Annotated in this window: 16 protein-coding genes; 8 read left to right on the forward strand and 8 right to left on the reverse strand. The window is 72.7% G+C overall.

Annotated features, from left to right (window positions below; genetic code table 11):
• Positions 1-9: 9 nt before the first annotated feature.
• Both ABT025_RS16415 and ABT025_RS16420 read left to right on the forward strand, forming a co-directional pair.
• Positions 10-957 (forward strand): glucosyl-3-phosphoglycerate synthase, encoded by a 948-nt coding sequence (locus ABT025_RS16415; RefSeq protein ID WP_350994442.1) that lies wholly within the window; start codon positions 10-12, stop codon positions 955-957.
• A 53-nt stretch (positions 958-1,010) separates the two neighbouring features.
• A complete protein-coding gene (locus ABT025_RS16420; protein WP_350994444.1) occupies positions 1,011-2,402 on the forward strand; it encodes an alpha,alpha-trehalose-phosphate synthase (UDP-forming) in 1,392 nt (463 codons plus the stop codon).
• Between the two features lie 10 nt (positions 2,403-2,412).
• On the opposite strand, the gene ABT025_RS16425 is transcribed toward ABT025_RS16420, so the two are convergent.
• The 4 genes from ABT025_RS16425 to otsB all read right to left on the reverse strand — a co-directional run bounded on the left by ABT025_RS16425 (position 2,413) and on the right by otsB (position 8,033).
• Entirely contained in the window at positions 2,413-2,922 is a 510-nt protein-coding gene (locus ABT025_RS16425; protein ID WP_350994446.1) for a DUF4913 domain-containing protein, read from the reverse strand.
• A gap of 62 nt (positions 2,923-2,984) precedes the next feature.
• Positions 2,985-6,722, reverse strand: a complete 3,738-nt coding sequence (locus ABT025_RS16430) for a trypsin-like peptidase domain-containing protein (protein ID WP_350994448.1) — start codon at positions 6,720-6,722, stop codon at positions 2,985-2,987.
• 48 nt (positions 6,723-6,770) lie between these two features.
• Positions 6,771-7,088 carry a trypco2 family protein gene (locus ABT025_RS16435; protein ID WP_350994450.1) on the reverse strand — a complete coding sequence of 106 codons (318 nt, stop codon included), beginning with the start codon at positions 7,086-7,088 and terminating at the stop codon, positions 6,771-6,773.
• Between the two features lie 75 nt (positions 7,089-7,163).
• Positions 7,164-8,033, reverse strand: a complete 870-nt coding sequence (otsB, locus tag ABT025_RS16440) for a trehalose-phosphatase (protein WP_350994452.1) — start codon at positions 8,031-8,033, stop codon at positions 7,164-7,166.
• A 256-nt stretch (positions 8,034-8,289) separates the two neighbouring features.
• On the opposite strand from otsB, the gene ABT025_RS16445 reads away from it, so the two are divergent.
• Entirely contained in the window at positions 8,290-8,850 is a 561-nt protein-coding gene (locus tag ABT025_RS16445; protein ID WP_350994454.1) for a sensor domain-containing protein, read from the forward strand.
• Here the strand turns inward: ABT025_RS16445 and ABT025_RS16450 are convergent.
• The 3 genes from ABT025_RS16450 to ABT025_RS16460 all read right to left on the reverse strand — a co-directional run bounded on the left by ABT025_RS16450 (position 8,838) and on the right by ABT025_RS16460 (position 11,196).
• Positions 8,838-9,437 carry a hypothetical protein gene (locus ABT025_RS16450; RefSeq protein WP_350994456.1) on the reverse strand — a complete coding sequence of 200 codons (600 nt, stop codon included), beginning with the start codon at positions 9,435-9,437 and terminating at the stop codon, positions 8,838-8,840. The two genes, ABT025_RS16445 and ABT025_RS16450, sit on opposite strands and share 13 nt — an antisense overlap.
• A 137-nt stretch (positions 9,438-9,574) precedes the next feature.
• Positions 9,575-9,868 (reverse strand): DUF3263 domain-containing protein, encoded by a 294-nt coding sequence (locus ABT025_RS16455; RefSeq protein WP_350994458.1) that lies wholly within the window; start codon positions 9,866-9,868, stop codon positions 9,575-9,577.
• 38 nt (positions 9,869-9,906) lie between these two features.
• Positions 9,907-11,196 carry an ABC transporter substrate-binding protein gene (locus tag ABT025_RS16460; protein ID WP_502971958.1) on the reverse strand — a complete coding sequence of 430 codons (1,290 nt, stop codon included), beginning with the start codon at positions 11,194-11,196 and terminating at the stop codon, positions 9,907-9,909.
• A 282-nt stretch (positions 11,197-11,478) separates the two neighbouring features.
• Between ABT025_RS16460 and ABT025_RS16465 the strand changes: the two genes are divergently transcribed.
• The 5 genes from ABT025_RS16465 (at position 11,479) to ABT025_RS16485 (ending at position 16,630) form a co-directional block, all read left to right on the forward strand.
• A complete protein-coding gene (locus tag ABT025_RS16465) occupies positions 11,479-12,387 on the forward strand; it encodes an SIS domain-containing protein (RefSeq protein WP_350994460.1) in 909 nt (302 codons plus the stop codon).
• Positions 12,388-12,533: 146 nt separating this feature from the next.
• The gene (locus tag ABT025_RS16470; RefSeq protein ID WP_350994462.1) at positions 12,534-13,466 is read left to right on the forward strand and encodes an ROK family protein; all 933 of its coding nucleotides are present in this window, start codon (positions 12,534-12,536) and stop codon (positions 13,464-13,466) included.
• Positions 13,466-14,620 carry an N-acetylglucosamine-6-phosphate deacetylase gene (gene nagA, locus ABT025_RS16475; RefSeq protein ID WP_350994464.1) on the forward strand — a complete coding sequence of 385 codons (1,155 nt, stop codon included), beginning with the start codon at positions 13,466-13,468 and terminating at the stop codon, positions 14,618-14,620. Before ABT025_RS16470 ends, nagA begins: the two co-directional genes overlap by 1 nt.
• A 160-nt stretch (positions 14,621-14,780) precedes the next feature.
• Positions 14,781-15,722 (forward strand): 1-phosphofructokinase family hexose kinase, encoded by a 942-nt coding sequence (locus tag ABT025_RS16480; RefSeq protein WP_350994468.1) that lies wholly within the window; start codon positions 14,781-14,783, stop codon positions 15,720-15,722.
• 56 nt (positions 15,723-15,778) lie between these two features.
• A complete protein-coding gene (locus ABT025_RS16485; protein ID WP_350994470.1) occupies positions 15,779-16,630 on the forward strand; it encodes a class II fructose-bisphosphate aldolase in 852 nt (283 codons plus the stop codon).
• A gap of 84 nt (positions 16,631-16,714) precedes the next feature.
• Here the strand turns inward: ABT025_RS16485 and ABT025_RS16490 are convergent, their stop codons facing one another.
• Entirely contained in the window at positions 16,715-17,704 is a 990-nt protein-coding gene (locus tag ABT025_RS16490; protein ID WP_350994472.1) for a carbohydrate-binding protein, read from the reverse strand.
• Positions 17,705-17,745: the final 41 nt, after the last annotated feature.

Raw genomic sequence — 17,745 nt, forward strand, 5'->3', positions numbered from 1 at the left:
GTATCGACCGTGCTGGAAGAGGTCGAACGCTGGCTGACCAGGCGTTCCTGGTCAGCCGCCGACCGTCCGCTGGACCGTCTGCTGGAGGCCGGAAGCGGCGCGAACGGACCGAGCGTGAGCGTGGTGCTGCCCGCGCTGAACGAGGCGGAGACGGTCGGGGACATCGTCACGACGATCCGGCGCGAGCTCATGGAGAAGGTCCAGCTGGTCGACGAACTCGTGGTGATCGACTCCGGCTCGACGGACGCCACCACCGAGGTCGCCCGCCGGGCGGGTGCCCGGGTCGTCCACCGGGACGCGATCCTGCCCCGCATACCGGCCGTCCCCGGCAAGGGCGAGGTGCTGTGGCGGTCACTCCTGGTGACCGGCGGGGACATCGTCTGCTTCATCGACGCGGACCTGAAGGACTTCTCCGCGGACTTCGTCTCCGGCATCGTCGGCCCGCTGCTGACCGACCCCTCGGTCCAGTTCGTCAAGGCGATGTACGACCGCCCGTTCGGCGACACCACGGGCCAGGGCGGCCGCGTCACCGAAATGGTGGCACGCCCGCTGCTCAATCTGCACTGGCCGCAGCTGGCCGGCTTCGTCCAGCCGCTCGGCGGCGAGTACGCCGTGCGCCGCTCGCTGCTGGAGCGGCTGCCGTTCCCGGTCGGTTACGGAGTGGAGCTGGGCCTGCTCGTCGACGCCCTGCACACGGTCGGTCTGGACGCGCTCGCCCAGGTCGACGTGGGCGTCAGGAAGCACCGCCACCAGGACGGCCAGGCGCTCGGCCGGATGGCCGCAGCCATCTACCGCACCGCCCAACTCCGCCTCTCCCGGGGGCATCTGGTCCGCCCGTCGCTGACCCAGTTCGAGCGCGGCGAGCACGGCTTCGTCCCGCGCACCTATCCGGTGGACACCGAGGAGCGGCCGCCGATGCGCGAGATCGAGGAGTACGTTTCACGCCGTGCGGCGTGACGTGGCCTGACTTCGTACGTTTGGGCGGTTCGTGATCGGGCTAGATTCCGCCCATGGTCTCCGAGCACGCCCCTCAGCCCGCTGCCCAGGTACTCGTCGCGTCCAATCGCGGCCCGGTCTCGTACGCGCTGCGCGAGGACGGCACCCTCGACTCCCGGCGCGGCGGGGGCGGACTCGTCTCCGGCCTGAGCGCCGTGGACGACAAGATGTGGGTCTGCGCCGCCCTCGGGGACGGGGACCGGGAGGCGGTGCGGCGCGGGGTCGGCGAACCCGGCGTCCGGATGCTCGACATCGACGCGGACGTCCACGCCGACGCGTACAACGGCATCGCGAACTCGGTGCTCTGGTTCGTCCACCACCTGCTCTACCAGACCCCCGTCGAACCCGTCTTCGACGCGGAGTTCCGCCGTCAGTGGGCCTCCTTCGAGACGTACAACCGGGCCTTCGCCGAGGCGCTCGCCGAGGAGGCGGGCGAGGGCGCGGCGGTCCTCGTGCAGGACTACCACCTGGCGCTGGTGCCCGGCATGCTCCGCGAGCTCCGCCCCGACCTGCGGATCGGCCACTTCTCGCACACCCCGTGGGCGCCCGTCGACTACTTCCGGCTGCTGCCCGACGACATCGCGGAACAGCTCCTGCACGGCATCCTCGGCGCCGACCGGGCGGCCTTCCTGACCCGCCGCTGGGCGGACGCGTTCATCGGCTGCTGCACGGAGATCCTCGGCGGCACCGGCCGCACCCGGATCGGGGTGCACGGCCTCGGCGCCGACGCGGAGTTCCTGCGCCGCCGCGCGCACGAGGCGGACGTGGACGAGCGGATGGCGGCGCTGCGGGAGCAGGTGGGCCCCGGCCGGAAGACGATCGTGCGGGTGGACCGTACGGAGCTGTCCAAGAACATCGTCCGCGGGATGCTCGCCTATCGCGCCCTGCTCGACGAGCGGCCCGAGTGGCGCGGGCGCGTCGTCCACATCGCGTTCGCCTACCCCTCGCGGCAGGACCTCGGGGTCTACCGGGAGTACACCGCCGAGGTGCAGCGCGTCGCCGACGCGATCAACGAGGCGCACGGGACGGCGGACTGGACCCCGGTCGTCCTGCACGTCAAGGACGACTTCGCCCGCTCGCTGGCCGCGTACCGGCTGGCGGACGTCGCGCTCGTCAACCCGATCCGGGACGGGATGAACCTGGTCGCCAAGGAGGTCCCGGTCGTCTCCGACCACGGCTGCGCGCTGGTGCTGTCACGGGAGGCGGGGGCGTACGAGGAGCTGGGCGCCGACTCGATCACGGTGAATCCGTACGACGTGTCCGCCACCGCCGACGCGCTGCACGAGGCGCTGACGATGGCGGACGACGAGCGGACGGCCCGCACGAAGCGGCTGGCCGCGGCGGCCACCGCGCTGCCGCCGCAGCAGTGGTTCCTGGAACAGCTGGAGGCGCTGCGGCAGGAGTAGGGCGGGCCGGTCAGTTCGCCGGGTCCTCCGCCCCGGCGGCCTTGCGCGCCTCCTCCGCCTCCGCCGCATCGACCGAGAACGCCGGGTCGTCCCACATCTCCGGCGGTGACGGATTGCCCGGCAACGGGCCGATGTCCACGCTGTGGCCGTCGGGTCCCGCGCAGAGGACGAACGGCCCGGTGCGCGGATCCATCAGCACGGCCAGATGGGGATCGGCGTGGTGCAGCCACCAGTTGGACATACCGAGAGACGAATCGACCCGCAGGAACTCGAAGGCCCGCCACAGCGAGGCGATCCTCACAATCGCTTCGGGATGCATCCACCAGTCCGGACACCAGGCCAGGTGGACGCCGTCCACGCGCCGCCACACCACCTGGGCGAGATACTCCTCGTAGAAGAGGTCCACCGACCGGAAGACCAGTTCGGTGCTGTCGTCGGTCTCCATCGGCGGCGGTGCCCCCGCGGCCGAGGCAGGACCTCCGTCGGCGGGAACATCCGTCTCCCCATCCTGTTCCGGCATCGTTCTCTCCTCCCGAAACGCACAAACCGCTTCTGTCACGTAGGTCGTACAGCGGCCGCCGGTCAGCCCTTCGGCACCCCGTAGCGACGGCGCACATCGCTCGCCTCGGCCCTGCGTCCGCAGCCGTCCAGCAGCTGGGCCCAGCGGGTCGCGGATCTCGTCAGGTCATCACCCGGCGACGGCTTGCGCGCCGACATCCGGGCGTAGTTCTCGGTGGCCTCGCGGGCGAACGGAAGCGCGCGCAGCAGGGCGCGCATTCCTCCTGCCGCCGAGGCGTGATGGGCCAGTTGCACCAGATTCTCGGCGAGCCGCACCCGGCTGAAGTCGGAGTTCACGGCCACCGGGCGCAGCAGCACGACGGCCCGCTCCCTGAGCGGTACCGGATCGCCGCCCTTGCCACTGGTCTCCCTCAGCCAGGCCACGAGCGTGAGCCCGGCGGCGTAGCCCGCGGCTTCCTGCCCGGGGTCCTCGCGCCACCGCCGCTCGTACAGTTCCAGTGCCTGGTCCCCGGCCGCCAGTGCCGCCTCGGGCTCGTCGTGGTCCGACAGGGCCAGGGCCTGTTCGTGAAGTGCCTCGGCGAGGTACATCTCGTTCGGGGCGGGATGCAGGCGGACCAGCTCGCGCCTGACCCTGACCTCCTCCTCGTGGGCGGCGAGGGCCTCCTCCCGGTGGCCGGCGGCCTTGTGGAACACAGCCGCCTTGGACAGGTCCTTGCCCAGATTGGTGCCGCGGGCCACCGGGTTGTCCCGGTACAGCAGCCGGGCGAGGCGGATCGCCTCGTCGATCGTCTCCAGTGCCTCGTCCACGCGCCCGAGCTCGTTCAGTACCCAGGCCCGGTTGCTGAGCAGCAGCCGCATCCAGTCGGCGTGCTCCAGGGGCGCCCTTTCGGTCAGCATCGCATAGAGGTCCTCCGCCTCGGCCAGCGTCTCCAGGGACTGCTCGTGCGGCTGCTCGGTGGCCAGGTTCACCAGGGAATCCGCCAGACCGGCGTTGTAGGTGTCCGGGTTGTCCGCGGCCATCCGCCTGCGCAGGTCGACCGCCTCCTGGGAGGCGGCGCGCGTCCTCACCGGGCTGGCTCCCTCACGCCAGTAGTGCCAGGAGAGATGGTGCAGCGTGCGGGCCAGCGTGTCCGCGTAGGCATCCGGATTCTCCGTGGCCAGCCGACGCTCGATGGCCAGCGCCTGCTCCGCGATGATCCTGCCCTCCTCCGGGTGCCCCGAACCTGACTGGCAGGCGGCGAGATTGCGCAACGACGCGGCATGGGCGGCCGCTCTGGACGGGTCACGCTCGGCGAGCTCCCGTCGGATGGCCACCGACTCCTCGGCCGCGGCCACCGCCTCCGGCCTGCGCGCCGCGTCGTCGTAGCCCGTCGCCAGCGAGTTCAGGGCCTTGGCCAACAGCTCCGGGATCTCCGCATCGGGCACGCTCCGCGCCAGCCCGCGGCACAGGTCCACGGCCTCTTCGGCGAGCGCGAGCGATGCCTGCCGGGCACCCGCGTTCCACTGAACCGCCGAATGCTGGATCAGCGCGCCGGCGAGCACCCGCTCCTGGGCGGGGGTCCCGTGGGCCGCCCGCGCGCGCTGGATCGCCACCGACTCCTCGCCCGCAGCCACGGCCGTACGCCAGTCACTCGTCCGCGCCTTGCGCTTCGCCCACTCCCCCAGGGCCCAGGCGAGGCCGTCGTGGTCGACGGTCCCGTGCACCGGCTCGCGGTACCGCTCGACCAGGCGTTGCGTGAGCCGCACGGCGAACCGGGTGAGGGCGTCGGAAGCCTCCGGCAGCGCGGCCGCGGCGGCGCGCAGCACCTCCGCGGTGAAGTCCTGGTGCTCCAGCAGCGTGTCGAGCCGTTCCAGGACGAGGTCGCGCCGACTGGTCCGGCCCGCGTTGGCATGGGCCACCACGGACCGGGTCAGCACCGTCAGCGCCTGCACCTGCTGGGCGGGTGTGGCACCCGTCATCAGCGCGGGCAGCAGCCCCGGCACCTCCGCCACCATGAGCGACGCCTGGAACTCGGCGACCCGGTCGGGCTGCAGCGTCCCCCAGAAGGTGTCCCCGGCACCGGGATACAGCCGGCCGATCGCCGCGGCCAGCTCCCATTCCCTGCCCTGCCCGAGGGCCGGCACCCGGGCCACGACTGCCATCGCCTCGTCCTCGTCCGCGGCGCCGCACAGGTTCGCGGCGGCGACGACCCGGCGCATCAGGGGCATCGGCAGCGGCCGCTCCCCGCCGTTGGCGAGCAGGCGTGCCCAGTAGCGCTCCTCGTGGCGCAGGAGCGTTGCCTCGACCGCCTCGCCCGGGACGACGTCAAGAGGGGCGGGGCCCGCCTGGAGGAGTGCTGCCAGCGCTTCCATCTGAACGTTGAGCGCGGTGGCGTAGCGGCGTCCGGACATCTCCGCGGGCACGGCCGTCCCGGCGGCCAGGGCGGTCCAGTCGTAGTCCTCGTGTCCGTCGGTCCGCTCCAGGTGCTCCGCGAGTCCGTACAGAGCCGCCCCGAACGCCTCCCGGCGGTCCTCCGACGTCACGTCCAGCGGCCCGAGTTCGGTGGTCAGCGCGGCGGCGAGGATCTCGTGGGTGGCCACTCCCGTGTCGTACGGGTCGAGCTGCCAGCCGCCGGACGAGCGGGCGACGAGCAGCACCCTGACGGTGTGCCCGGCGGCGGCCGACGCGCGGGCCCGGTCGATCAGCCGTCTGATCCAGCGCGGCCGGGACTCGGCGTAGTCGACCACCAGCAGCAGACTGCGGGAGCAGTCGCCGAGGGCCTGCAACGCGGTGCCCGGCGCTTCGCCGGGCAGGTCCTCGTCGGAGAGCTCGCTGCGGAACAGTCCGGCGATCCACCCCGGCTCCTTCTGGACGGCCCCGACCAGCCGGCGCACCAGCCGGCTCTTGCCCTGGCCGCCGGGCCCGGTGAGCACGCGGACCGCGAGACTTCCGGCGGGCCCGCCCCGGCTCGGGCGGGCGGCGGACGGGCCGAGGCACCAGTCCCGCAGGTTCTCCCATTCGCTCAGACGGCCCCGGAAGGGGGTGGCCTCCACATCGGCGCGCAGCAGCATCGCCGGTGAACGCAGATCGCGTTCGGGGGTGGTCACGTCCAGCAGCGGGACCAGTTCGGCGGGCTCGGCGAAGGGTTCGTGCCGCCCGCCGCCCGCAGCGGCGCGAAGGGCGGTGCGGAAGCCCTCGTCGCCGAGGATCTCGCTGCTGCGGGTGGCGGTGAGCCGGCTGCCGGCCGCCGCACGCCGGTCCTTGCGGACCACGCCCAGGAGCAGGTCCCCGCTGAACACGGGCGCACCGGACATGCCGGCCCAGCCCTGGTTCTCCGGGTCCGCGGTGGGCATCGGGTCGTTGCTCAGCAGCTCCCAGCGGCGCGCGGACGCACCGGTGCCGGGACTGATGCGGCCGGAGAACTGCTCCTCGCCGCGGGTCCGCCCGGTGCCGCCACCGGGCGTCCGCTGGCTGCGCGGATAGCCGTAGGAGAGAACCGGGTGGGCGGGAGCGCGGGTGACGAGGTCGCCCCACCGCTGCGGTTCGGGGTCCGCCGCCCGGACCGCGACAGGACCGCTCACCTCGAGCAGTGCGGCGTCCACGCTGTCGTCGTACCTGAGCCAGAGCACCCGCGCGGCCCACGGGCCCGGCTCGCCGTCGGCCGGAAAGGAGACCTCGGGGGTGCGGAGCCGGCCGTCGGGGGTGCGCAGGACGTGCGCGGCGGTGAGGACGAGACCGGGACCGATCAGGCAGCCGGTCCCGAACGAGCCGGGGCCCGTGGCGTCGCTTCCGCGTACCTGCACCACACGCTCGAACTTCACCGCCACCCCCGGGTGGTCCGGGTCACCGCGCCCGGGTCACCGCCACCCTCAGTCGTCGCTGTCGCCGATCTCCACGTCCTGGCCGGATCCGGACCGGGGGTGCAGGGTGAGCTGGATGCGGTGGGTGGTGCTCTCCGCCCGCTCCCGCTTGCCGTCCACACCGACCACACCGAAACGCAGGGAACCGCCGCCGGAGCCCGTACGGGTCAGCTGCATGGCGAACTCGACGGTGACCTCGCCGACCCTGAAGCGGACGTCCGACCGGTCCGCCTCGCGCTGGGCGGCGGCCAGCTGCGCGCGCAGCAGCCTGACGGCGTCCGTCAGGTCGAGCCCGTCGCGCGCGGCTGCGCCTTCGTTCTCGCCCACCGAACCCCCCTGACCTCGGCCGAGTTGCCACAGAGTGCCACAGGCGGGGAAGCATACGAAGGGGACCGGCTCCAATCAGCCGGAATTCGCTGCCAGTTGGCGCGCCAGTGACTGAAGGAACTCCACCACGGCCCCCGGTCCCGGCAGCGCCAGGTCGGCGCGCTCCGCCAGTTCGGGCACTTCCGCGCCGCTGCAGACCAGCAGGCCGGGGGTGCCGTCGGGGCCCTCGGTGCGGAGCTTCTCCACTGCGGCGTACGCGGCGAGGTCGCCCAGGTCGTCGCCCGCGTAGAGCACGGACCCGGCGCCGGTCTCGCGCACGTACTCGGTGAGCGCCACGCCCTTGTCCATGCCTGCCGGCCGCAACTCCAGTACCAGCCGGCCCGGTTCGACGATCAGGCCGTGGCGGGCGGCGAGCTCGCCCAAGGGGCCGCGCAGGGCCTCGAAGGCGGCCTGCGGGTCGGCGGCGCGGCGGGTGTGGACGGCGAGCGCCTGCCCCTTCTCCTCTATCCAGGTGCCGCGCCAGGAGTCGAACCTGTCGAGCACGCCGGGGAGTTCGGCCCGCACGGCGGCGACGCCGGGGTGCGGGGCGGGGGCCTGGACGGTGCCGGAGACGGCGTCCCAGCGTTCGGCGCCGTAGTGGCCGAGGACGACGAGATGGTCCAGTCCCGCGATTCCGGCGAAGCCGCCGTAGCGGACCGCGACACCGGCCGGGCGGCCGGTGATCACGGCGATCGACGCGACCTGGGGGGCGAGTGCGGCCAGCGCCTCGACGGCGCCGGGGTGGGCACGGGCCTGTTCGGGGTCCGGGACGATGTCGGCGAGCGTTCCGTCGAAATCGAGTGCGATGACGGCGCGGTCGGGCCGGGCGAGGAGCGCGGCGAGACCCTCCTGGCCGGCGGGAGTGGTCGGGACCGGCAGGGGCGGGGTGTGCGGATTGCTGCCCATGCCTTGAGCCTATAGGCGGTGGCCTGCTGCGGGGGACTGCTGCGGGGGACTGCCGGCCGCCGGGCGACGGGGGCTCCGCCCCGAACCCCGCGCCTCGATCGCCGGAGAGGCTTGGGGGGGCCGACTCCGAATCACCGTAGGGCTTGGGGGGCTGACTCCGAAACCGCCGGAGAGGCTTGGGGCTCGGGGTGTCCGCCTCCGAGATCAGCGGTGGGCTTGGGGCTTAGGGTGGCCGCCTCCGAGGAGGGACCACTCTGTGCCCGATACACCGATACATCAGCTGCTGCTACGGCGACAGACCTGGACGTACATGCTGTACGCCCTCCTGCTGCCGCTCGCGCTCAGTCTGATCCTGGTTCTGCAGTACGTCATGAAGGCCGCGCAGGACCACGGTCACCAGGAACTCGGGCCCCTGCTCCTGCTGGCCGTGCTCGCCGTGGTCGCTGTGGCCGGCCCCGGCTTCGAGCGGGTGCGTGTCCGGTTCTGGCTGGGTGAGGAGATCGGCCGCCGCAGTGGGGACAACCGCTTCGTCCGCCATGCCGCCTTCTTCGTACTCAACATGCTCGTGGGCGCGCTCGGGTTCCTCGCCGTGGCCGGCTGGCTGATCGTCTCCGCGCGCAACCTCACGTATCCGGTGTGGGGCTGGCGTTCCTACCCGGACCCGGCGTGGGGCGGTCCGCATCCCCTCGGTGTGGTCGCGCTCCACTTCGCGGCCGGTGTGGTGACCTTCTTCGCCGGTCCGTGGATCATCGTGCAGCTGGCGGGGCTGCAGGTCCGGCTGGCGCGGCGGTTCATCGGCTCGGGTCAGCCCGGCTGACCGGCCGCGCCGGTGTGGCGCACCACTGCGGCGGTGCAGCCGTGCGGAACGGCCACCATGTCCACGGTCCGGTCCACGATGATCCCCGGCCCCGTGCACCCGCCTCGCATCACCGCGCGGCCTCCGGCCGTCCTGCGGGCCGTCCGTCGTGCGGCCGCCCTCGCGGTCGGGTCGCTGTCCTCGGCGAGCCGGGCGGCACCCACTCCCACCGTCGTCCCGGAGAGGGCGTAGACGACCAGATCGCCGGCACGGTCCCAGGAGAAGTGCACCGGCTCCTCCCCCGTGGCCGCCGCCACGCTGTCGTGCAGACGCGCGCACAGCGGACAGACCCCGTCCAGTACGGCGATCCGGCCCGGCGGGCACCCCAGTCGGGCGGCGGCGAGCAGTCTCAGTCCACCGCGGACCACGGCGAACCGGCGTCGTGCCGCACCCGGTGCGAGCCCGGCGTACACCCCGCGTTCCGCCACTGAGAGCGCGGCGGCGCCGGCGGCCTCGTCCGCCGGTCCCTGGTCCGGCAGCAGCAGGGTCCACACCTGCGCCCCGACCGGACGGCCGAGCAGCGCGGGGGGCGCGGTGAGGTCGAGCACGACCGCGGGAAGCCGGCCGTGGGGCCCCTCTTCCCCGTCGGGCCAGGGCGATGACCTCGCCGGGAGGGGCATCGGCCGGCTCGCCCGCATCCGGTCGGACGTCCAGCGGTACGGAGGTTCGCCGGCGGCCCCGGGTATCACCGCCGACCCCGCCGCGCCTCTCGCACACGCCGCAGGCGGTTCACCGTCACGGGGTCGGCCTCCAGCGCCCGCCGGTCGTCCAGCAGGGCGTTCAGCAGCTGGTAGTAGCGGGTCGGGGAGATGCCCAGCCGTTCCCTGATCGCCCGCTCCTTCGCGCCCGGCCCCGCCCACGACTGCCGCTCGACCGCCAGGACCGCACGGTCCCGGTCGGACAGAGGAGCGGACGGAGGAGCAGGCAGAGGGTCGGGGTCGTGGGGGCCTTCGGGGCCGTTCGGGGGGAGGGCGGTCATATCAGCCAATATATTTCGCGGGCGGCGAGGCGGCGCCACTACTCCGCGGCCTCCGCGGCCGTCGACTCCTGCGCGATGCGTTCGAGCACGCTCTCCGCGTTCGCGCCAGGCTCGACCGCCTCACCGATGTTCTCCTTGATCGACTCACTGGCCCGGGCCCAGGACGTCTTGCCGAAGGGGTAGAACTCCGCGTCCGGAAGTGCGGCCAGGAACTTGTGGAGCGGCTTGAACTTCGCGTCGTCCTCCATCGCGGCGGACGCGCTGTCGGTGACCGGCAGCAGGTCGTACGTGTCGGCGAACTCGATCACGTTCTTGTCGCTGAACATGAAGTCGAAGAACTTGCCCATCTCGACCCGGTGGCCGCCGTGCTTGAACCCCATGATCCAGTCGGCGACGCCCATCGACCCGGTGATGGGCCCGTCTGGGCCGGGCAGTTGCACCATGCCGACGTCCACGCCCTGCTTCTGGGCCTGCTCCATCAGGGTCGGGTGGCCGTTGAGCATGCCGACGTCGCCCTTGCCGAACGCCGCGAAGGCCTTCGCCCGGTCGAGCTTGCCGGGGGCGACGGGGCCGACGAGCCCCTTGTCGACAAGGTTCGACTGCAGCCAGTCGAAGGTTCTGACGTTCTCCGCCGAGTCGATGTCGTACGAGCCGACGTCGTCCGTGTAGCCACCGCCGCCGCTGAGCAGCCACATCATGGTCTCGGCCTGGGACTCCTCCTGGCCGAGCGGCAGCGCGAACGGGTACGTCACCCCGCGCTGCTTGAGCACCGCCGCGTCGGCGGCCATGTCGTCCCAGGTCCGCGGGGCCTTGAGGCCCGCCTGGCGGAAGAGGTCCTTGTTGTAGAAGAGCAGCCGGGTGCTGGCCACGAACGGCAGCCCGTACTGGACGCGGCTGTACCGGCCCGCCTCCGCGAGTTTCGGCAGGAAGTTGGCCTGGGTGGGGATGCTGAGCATCTGGTCGGCGGAGTAGAGCTTGCCGGCCTTGGCGTAGTCCGCGTATGCGCCGATCTGCGCGATGTCGGGGGCGTCGCCGGCCTTGACCATCTCGGCGACCTTGCGGTCGACGTCCGTCCACGGGTAGACGGTCACGTCGACCTTGATGCCGGGGTGGGACGCCTCGAAGCTCCGGGCCACCCCGTTCCAGTACGTGTCGGACTTGTCGGCGTCGCTCGTGCCGTAGTCGGCCGCGACCAGTTTCAGCGTGACGCCGTCCGAGCCGTTGCCCCCGCAGCCCGACAGCGTGGCCGTCATCCCCAGTGCGGCGACAGCCGCCGTCAGTCCCGCATAGCGCCGCTGCACAGCCCAGTCCGTCCTCGTAGATTGCATCACCCGCGGATCCCACGTCGGCATGGGTCCCTCCGGATGAGCTGCGATTTTGCACCACCCCGGGCAGGAGGTCTACACCACCGGCGTACCGCTGTCGCAGCAAAGCAGCATTGCACGGGACGTGGAGCGACTGCTAAGGAGGTCTCGGCCGGGCACACCCCGGCCCGCCCATATCGGTCCAGACCATCACGTTCACCGCGTCCGTCCCGCCGGACGCCTCCGCACGCATACGGTGCCACCGAGCCGCACCGGCCACCGCCCAGCCGCAAGGAGCCGTCCAGCATGTCCCGTACCTCATCAGAAATCGCCACCCAGCCCAGCTGCTGGCGTCGCGCCGCAGAGGCGGGTGCGGCCTTCGACGGGCTGCCGCGTCCGGGCGAGCGGGTCGCCGTGACCGGGTGCGGCACCTCCTGGTTCATGGCCATCGCCTACGCGGCACTGCGGGAGGCCGCGGGGCAGGGCGAGACGGACGCGTACGCCTCCTCGGAGTTCCCGGCCGGGCGGGCGTACGACCGCGTCGTGGCGATCACCCGCTCCGGCACGACGAGCGAGGTGCTGGCCCTGCTGGGCGAGCTGCGCGGCAAGGTGGCCACGGTCGCGCTGACCGCCGACCCGAAGACGCCGGTCATGGAGGCCGCCGACACGGTGGCCGTACTGGACTGGGCGGACGAGGAATCCGTCGTCCAGACCCGCTTCGCCACCACCGCGCTCGCCTTCCTGCGAGCCGGCCTGGAGGCGGCGGGCCCGCTCCCGGCCGGCGTGAAGACGGTCGCCGAGGCCGCCGTCGACGCAGAACTGGCGGTGACCGAGCCGCTGGACGAGGCGGTGGTCACGGCCGAGCAGTGGACGTTCCTGGGGCGCGGCTGGACCTACGGTCTCGCACAGGAGGCCGGGCTGAAGATGCGCGAGGCGGCGGGCGCCTGGACCGAGTCGTACCCCGCGATGGAGTACCGGCACGGCCCCATCGCGATCACCGGCCCGAACCGGGTGGCGTGGGTCTTCGGCGCGCTGCCCGAAGGGCTCGCCGGCGAGGTCGCGGCGGTCGGCGGGACCCTCGTCGCCCACCGGTCCGCCGACCCGATGGCCGACCTGATCCGGGCGCAGCGGCTCGCCGTGGTCCTCGCGGAGTCGAAGGGCTACGACCCGGACCACCCGCGCAACCTGTCGCGCAGCGTGATCCTGCCGGCGTAGCCGGTGCCGGGCGCGACGGGCCGCCGGAGCGTCGCGCCCCATGTCGGCGGGTTGCCGCCGGGTTGTGACCCCGATTTTGTATGGATGCGCAACAAACAGGGATAGTGGACTAGACCTTTTGGGTTCGCCGGGCGAAACTGTTTCCCGTGAAACACGTCATCGCCCTCGATGTGGGCGGCACCGGAATGAAGGCCGCACTGGTCGGGGCCGACGGCACCCTGCTGTACGAGGCACGGCGCGCGACCGGCAGAGAGCGCGGCCCCGACGCCGTCGTGGAGTCGATCCTCGTCTTCGCGGCGGATCTGCGCGCGCACGGCGAGAAGCACTTCGGCGAGAGCGCCGTCGCGGCCGGCGTCGCCGTGCCCGGCATCGTCGACGCCGAGAACGGGATCGCCGTCTACGCGGCGAACCTGGGCTGGCGCGACGTACCCATGCGCCGACTGCTCGCCGAACGGCTCGGCGGCGTACCCGTGGCCCTCGGCCACGACGTCAGGACCGGCGGCCTCGCCGAGGGCCGGATCGGCGCGGGACAGGGCGCGGACCGCTTCATGTTCATCCCGCTGGGCACCGGGATCGCGGGGGCCATCGGCATCGCGGGTGCCATCGAGGCGGGCGCCCACGGCTACGCGGGCGAGATCGGCCACATCGTGATCCGGCCGGACGGCCCGGACTGCCCCTGCGGCCAGCGCGGCTGCCTGGAGACACTGGCCTCCGCGGCCGCCGTCAGCCGTGCCTGGGCCGCCGCGTCCGGTGACCCGAAGGCCGATGCCGCCGACTGCGCCAAGGCCGTCGAATCCGGCGACCCCCGGGCCGTCGAGGTATGGCGCGACGCCGTCGACGCCCTCGCCGCAGGGCTCGTCACCGCGCTCACCCTGCTCGACCCCCGCACGCTCATCATCGGTGGCGGTCTCGCCGAGGCCGGGGAAACCTTGTTCACACCACTCCGTGCGGCCGTCGAGGAACGCGTCACGTTCCAGAAGCTGCCCCACATCGTTCCGGCGGCCCTCGGGGACACCGCCGGATGCCTGGGCGCAGGGCTGCTCGCCTGGGATCTTCTCTCCACGGAGGTATCCGCCTGATGGCCGGACGCGCAGACATCACCGTTCTCGCAGGTGCCCGGGTGGTACTCCCCACCGGCACCGTCGAGAACGGCCGGGTGATCGTCGAGGGCACCCGCATCGCCGGCAGTTCGGCGGAGGGCGCCCCGACCGTCGACCTGTCCGGCCACTGGATCGTTCCCGGCTTCGTGGACATGCACAACCACGGCGGCGGCGGCGCCTCCTTCACCTCCGGCACCGTGGACGAGGTCCTCACCGGCGTCCGCACCCACCGCGAGCACGGCACCACCACCCTGGTCGCCTCCACCGTCACCGGCGAGATGGACTTCCTCGCCGAACGGGCCGGCATCCTCTCCGAGCTCGTCGAACAGGGCGACCTGGCCGGAATCCACTTCGAGGGCCCCTTCATCTCCCCGTGCCGCAAGGGCGCCCACAGCGAGGGGCTGCTGCGCCACCCGGACCCGGCCGAGGTCCGCAAGCTGATGGACGCGGCACGCGGCACCGCGAAGATGTTCACGCTCGCCACCGAACTGCCCGGCGGCATCGACTCCGTACGGCTGCTCGCCGAGCACGGCGTCATCGCCGCGATCGGCCACACCGACGCGACGTACGAGCAGACCGTCGAGGCGATCGACGCCGGTGCCACCGTCGCCACGCACCTCTACAACGCGATGCCCGGCCTCGGCCACCGCGCGCCCGGCCCCATCGCCGCCCTCCTGGAGGACGAGCGGATCACCGTCGAGCTCATCAACGACGGTACGCATCTGCACCCGGCCGCCCTGGAGCTCGCCTACCACCACGCCGGCGCCCACCGCGTCGCGCTGATCACCGACGCGATGGACGCGGCCGGTTTCGGCGACGGCCAGTACCAGCTCGGCCCGCTCGCCGTCGAGGTCAAGGACGGCGTCGCCCGGCTCGTCGAGGGCGGCTCCATCGCGGGCTCCACCCTCACCCTGGACACCGCGTTCCACCGGGCCGTCACCATCGACCGGATCCCGGTCGGGGACGTGGTGCAGTCCATCTCCGCCAACCCGGCCCGGCTCCTCGGGGTCTACGACCGGGTCGGCTCACTGGAGCCCGGAAAGGACGCCGACCTCGTCGTCCTGGACGAGGACTTCCGGCTGAAGGGCGTCATGCGCAGGGGCGAGTGGATCGTTCAGCCGCAGGCCGGCTGACATTCCTCCACCCGGCCCCGCCGGGTAACGAAGAGACGGCGGTTGGTCCCGACGTCTGGGCCGCCCGCCGTCTCTTTGGCATGATCGCCCGGGAAACCAGCAGGGAAAGCGCGTTCCGGCAAGGGATCCGCGCTCCACACAGATCGAGGGAGCGGCCGAAGTGATCCTCACGGTCACGCTGAACACGGCACTCGACCTGACGTACGGCGTACCGGCACTCGTACCGCACTCCAGCCACCGCGTCACCGACCTCTCCGAGCGCCCCGGCGGCAAGGGCATCAACGTCGCCCGCGTGCTCGCCGCCCTCGGCCACGAGAGCGTCGTCACCGGCTTCGCCGGAGGCGCCACCGGAGCCGTGCTGCGCGAGCTGCTCGCCGCCCTCCCCTCCGGCCCCGCGACCGTCACCGACGCACTGGTACCCACGGCCGGTGACACCCGCCGCACCCTGGCCGTCGTCGACCGCGCCACCGGGGACACCACCCAGTTCAACGAACCCGGCCCCCACGTCACCGCCGACGAGTGGACCGCGTTCCTCGCCTCGTACGGCGAACTGCTCGGCGCGGCCGACGCCGTCGCCCTGTGCGGCAGCCTGCCGCCCGGCATCCACGTCGGCGCCTACGCCGAGCTGGTCCGCCTCGCCCGCACCGCCGGCGTCCCCGTCCTCCTGGACACCAGCGGCGAACCGCTGCGCCGCGGCATCGCCGCCCGCCCCGACCTGATCAAGCCGAACGCCGACGAGCTCGCCCAGCTCACCGGCTCCCGCGAACCCGCCCGAGCCACCAGCGACGCCCGCCGTCGCGGAGCCCACGCGGTGATCGCCTCCCTGGGACCCGAGGGCATGCTCGCCGTCACCTCCGACGGCAGCTGGCAGGCGTCCCCGCCCGCCCCCGTGAAGGGCAACCCGACCGGGGCCGGCGACTCCGCGGTGGCCGGACTGCTGTCCGGGCTCGTGGAGGGCCTGGACTGGCCGGACCGGCTGCGCCGGGCGGTGGCACTGTCGACGGCGACCGTGCTCTCCCCCACGGCCGGTGACTTCGACAGCGCGGCGTACGAGGAGCTGCTGCCGCGCGTCGGCATCGAGGAACACGCACCGGCGGCCTGAACGCCGCCTCCCCACCGGGCCCTCCCGCGGGGCCCGAGGAAACAACAGAGGTCAGCATGCCGCTCGTCAGCACCGGTGAACTCGTCTCGGCCGCCCAGGCACAGGGACGCGGAATCGCCGCCTTCAACGTCATCACCCTGGAGCACGCCGAGGCGATCGCCGCCGGTGCGGAGCAGGCCGGCGCCCCCGCCATCCTCCAGATCTCCGAGAACGCCGTGAAGTTCCACGGCGGCCGGCTCGCCCCGATCGCGGCCGCGGCCGCGGCCGTCGCCCGTACCTCCGGCGTCCCGCTCGCCCTCCACCTCGACCACGTCGAGTCCGTGGAGCTGCTGCACCAGGCGCACGACGAGGGCTTCGGCTCGGTGATGTTCGACGCCTCCAAGCTGGGTTACGAGGAGAACGTCCGGGCCACCGCCGAAGCGGTCGCCTGGGGCCACGCGCGCGGCATCTGGATCGAGGCCGAGCTCGGCAAGGTCGGCGGCAAGGAGGGCGAGGCACCGCTCGACGCCCACGCCCCCGGGGTGCGCACCGACCCGGCCGAGGCCGCCGCGTACGTCCGCGCCACCGGCGTCGACGCCCTGGCCGTGGCCGTCGGCTCCTCGCACGCCATGACCGAGCGCACCGCCGCCCTGGACCACGAGCTGATCGGCCGGCTCCGCGACGCCGTCCCCGTCCCGCTGGTGCTGCACGGCTCCAGCGGCGTCCCCGACGACGAGATCCGCCAGGCCGTCGCCGCCTCCGGCATGGTCAAGATCAACGTGGGTACGGCGCTGAACACCGCGTTCACCGGAGCCGTACGCGCCCACCTGGCCGAGCACACCACGGGTGTGGACCCGCGCAAGTACATCGCCCCGGGCCGCGCCGCGATGGCCGCGACAGTGGCCGGCTTCCTGGCCCTGATGGGCTGAGATTCCTGGCCCTGATGGGCTGAGAGACGAACCGGCCCCCTCGCCGCGGGGCGAGGGGGCCGGAGCGCGTACGGGCGGGACGGATCAGCGCGTCTGGTGACCGGCCTTCAGCGACAGCTGGTCCAGGTTGGCATCACACTGGTCGCCCTCGTTGCAGGAGATCATCAGGGTGTTCGGGCCCTTGGTGAGGTTGACGTAGGCGTACGTCGTCGTCCACCCCTTCTCCAGATCGCCCTCGGGGGCTTTGGCGAAGTTCGTCATGTTGATGGACCGCGGGGCCTCGGCGTTGACCGTGAGAGACGTCTTGGCGTCCTTGCCCGGCACGCCGTACGTCACGAACAGCGTGTACTCGCCGGCCTCCGGCACCTCGACGGACCAGGTCGCGGACCTGCCGACCGCGTTGAGGTTGATGTACTGCCCGTTGCCGCTCTTGGCGCCCTTGACGCTGTTGTCGAGCCCCGCGTCGCCGCCGAGCTTCAGCGACGCCGCGTCCTGCTTCGGGAGCTCGACAGGGGCCTCGGAGCTCTTGGACTGCTCCGGCGTGGGCGACTGCTCGACCTCACCGGCCGGGCCGGAGGAGGAGGTGGCCTCCTCCTTCTTCTTGTTCTTGTCGCTGTCGTCCGTCATCAGGGCGACGCCGATACCGATGAGCACGACCGCGACCACCGCAAGCGCCCCGATCAGCAGGCCCTTGGTGTTCGGACCGCCCCTTCCGGGGCCGCCGCCACTGCCGCGGCCACCCTGGTGCGGCACCTGCGCGGTGGCGGCGCCACCGGGGTACGTCTCCGGGGCCGCGTACTGCGCGTTCGGCTGGCCGTACTGCCCGTTCTGCTGGCCGTAGGGCGCCTGGGGCTGCCCGTACGCCTGCTGCGGCGGCACCTGCCCGTACTGGCGCTCACCGACGGTCCGCACCTGGTTGTACGAGGTCCGGGGCACGCCCGGCTGCGCGGCGGGACCCGGGTAGCCGTAGCCGCCCTGCCCCGGCGGCTGCGCGCCGGCTGCCTGCCCGTCCTCGTAGAGGTAGCCGAACGGATCGTCGTCCTCGGGTGTGCTCGCGCCGTTGTTCCCGGCCATCCCTGGGTCACTCCTCACCATGTCGCCAGCCGTCGCCGAAT

The organism is Streptomyces sp. NPDC002809 (assembly GCF_040295435.1).
Classification (GTDB): Bacteria; Actinomycetota; Actinomycetes; order Streptomycetales; family Streptomycetaceae; genus Streptomyces.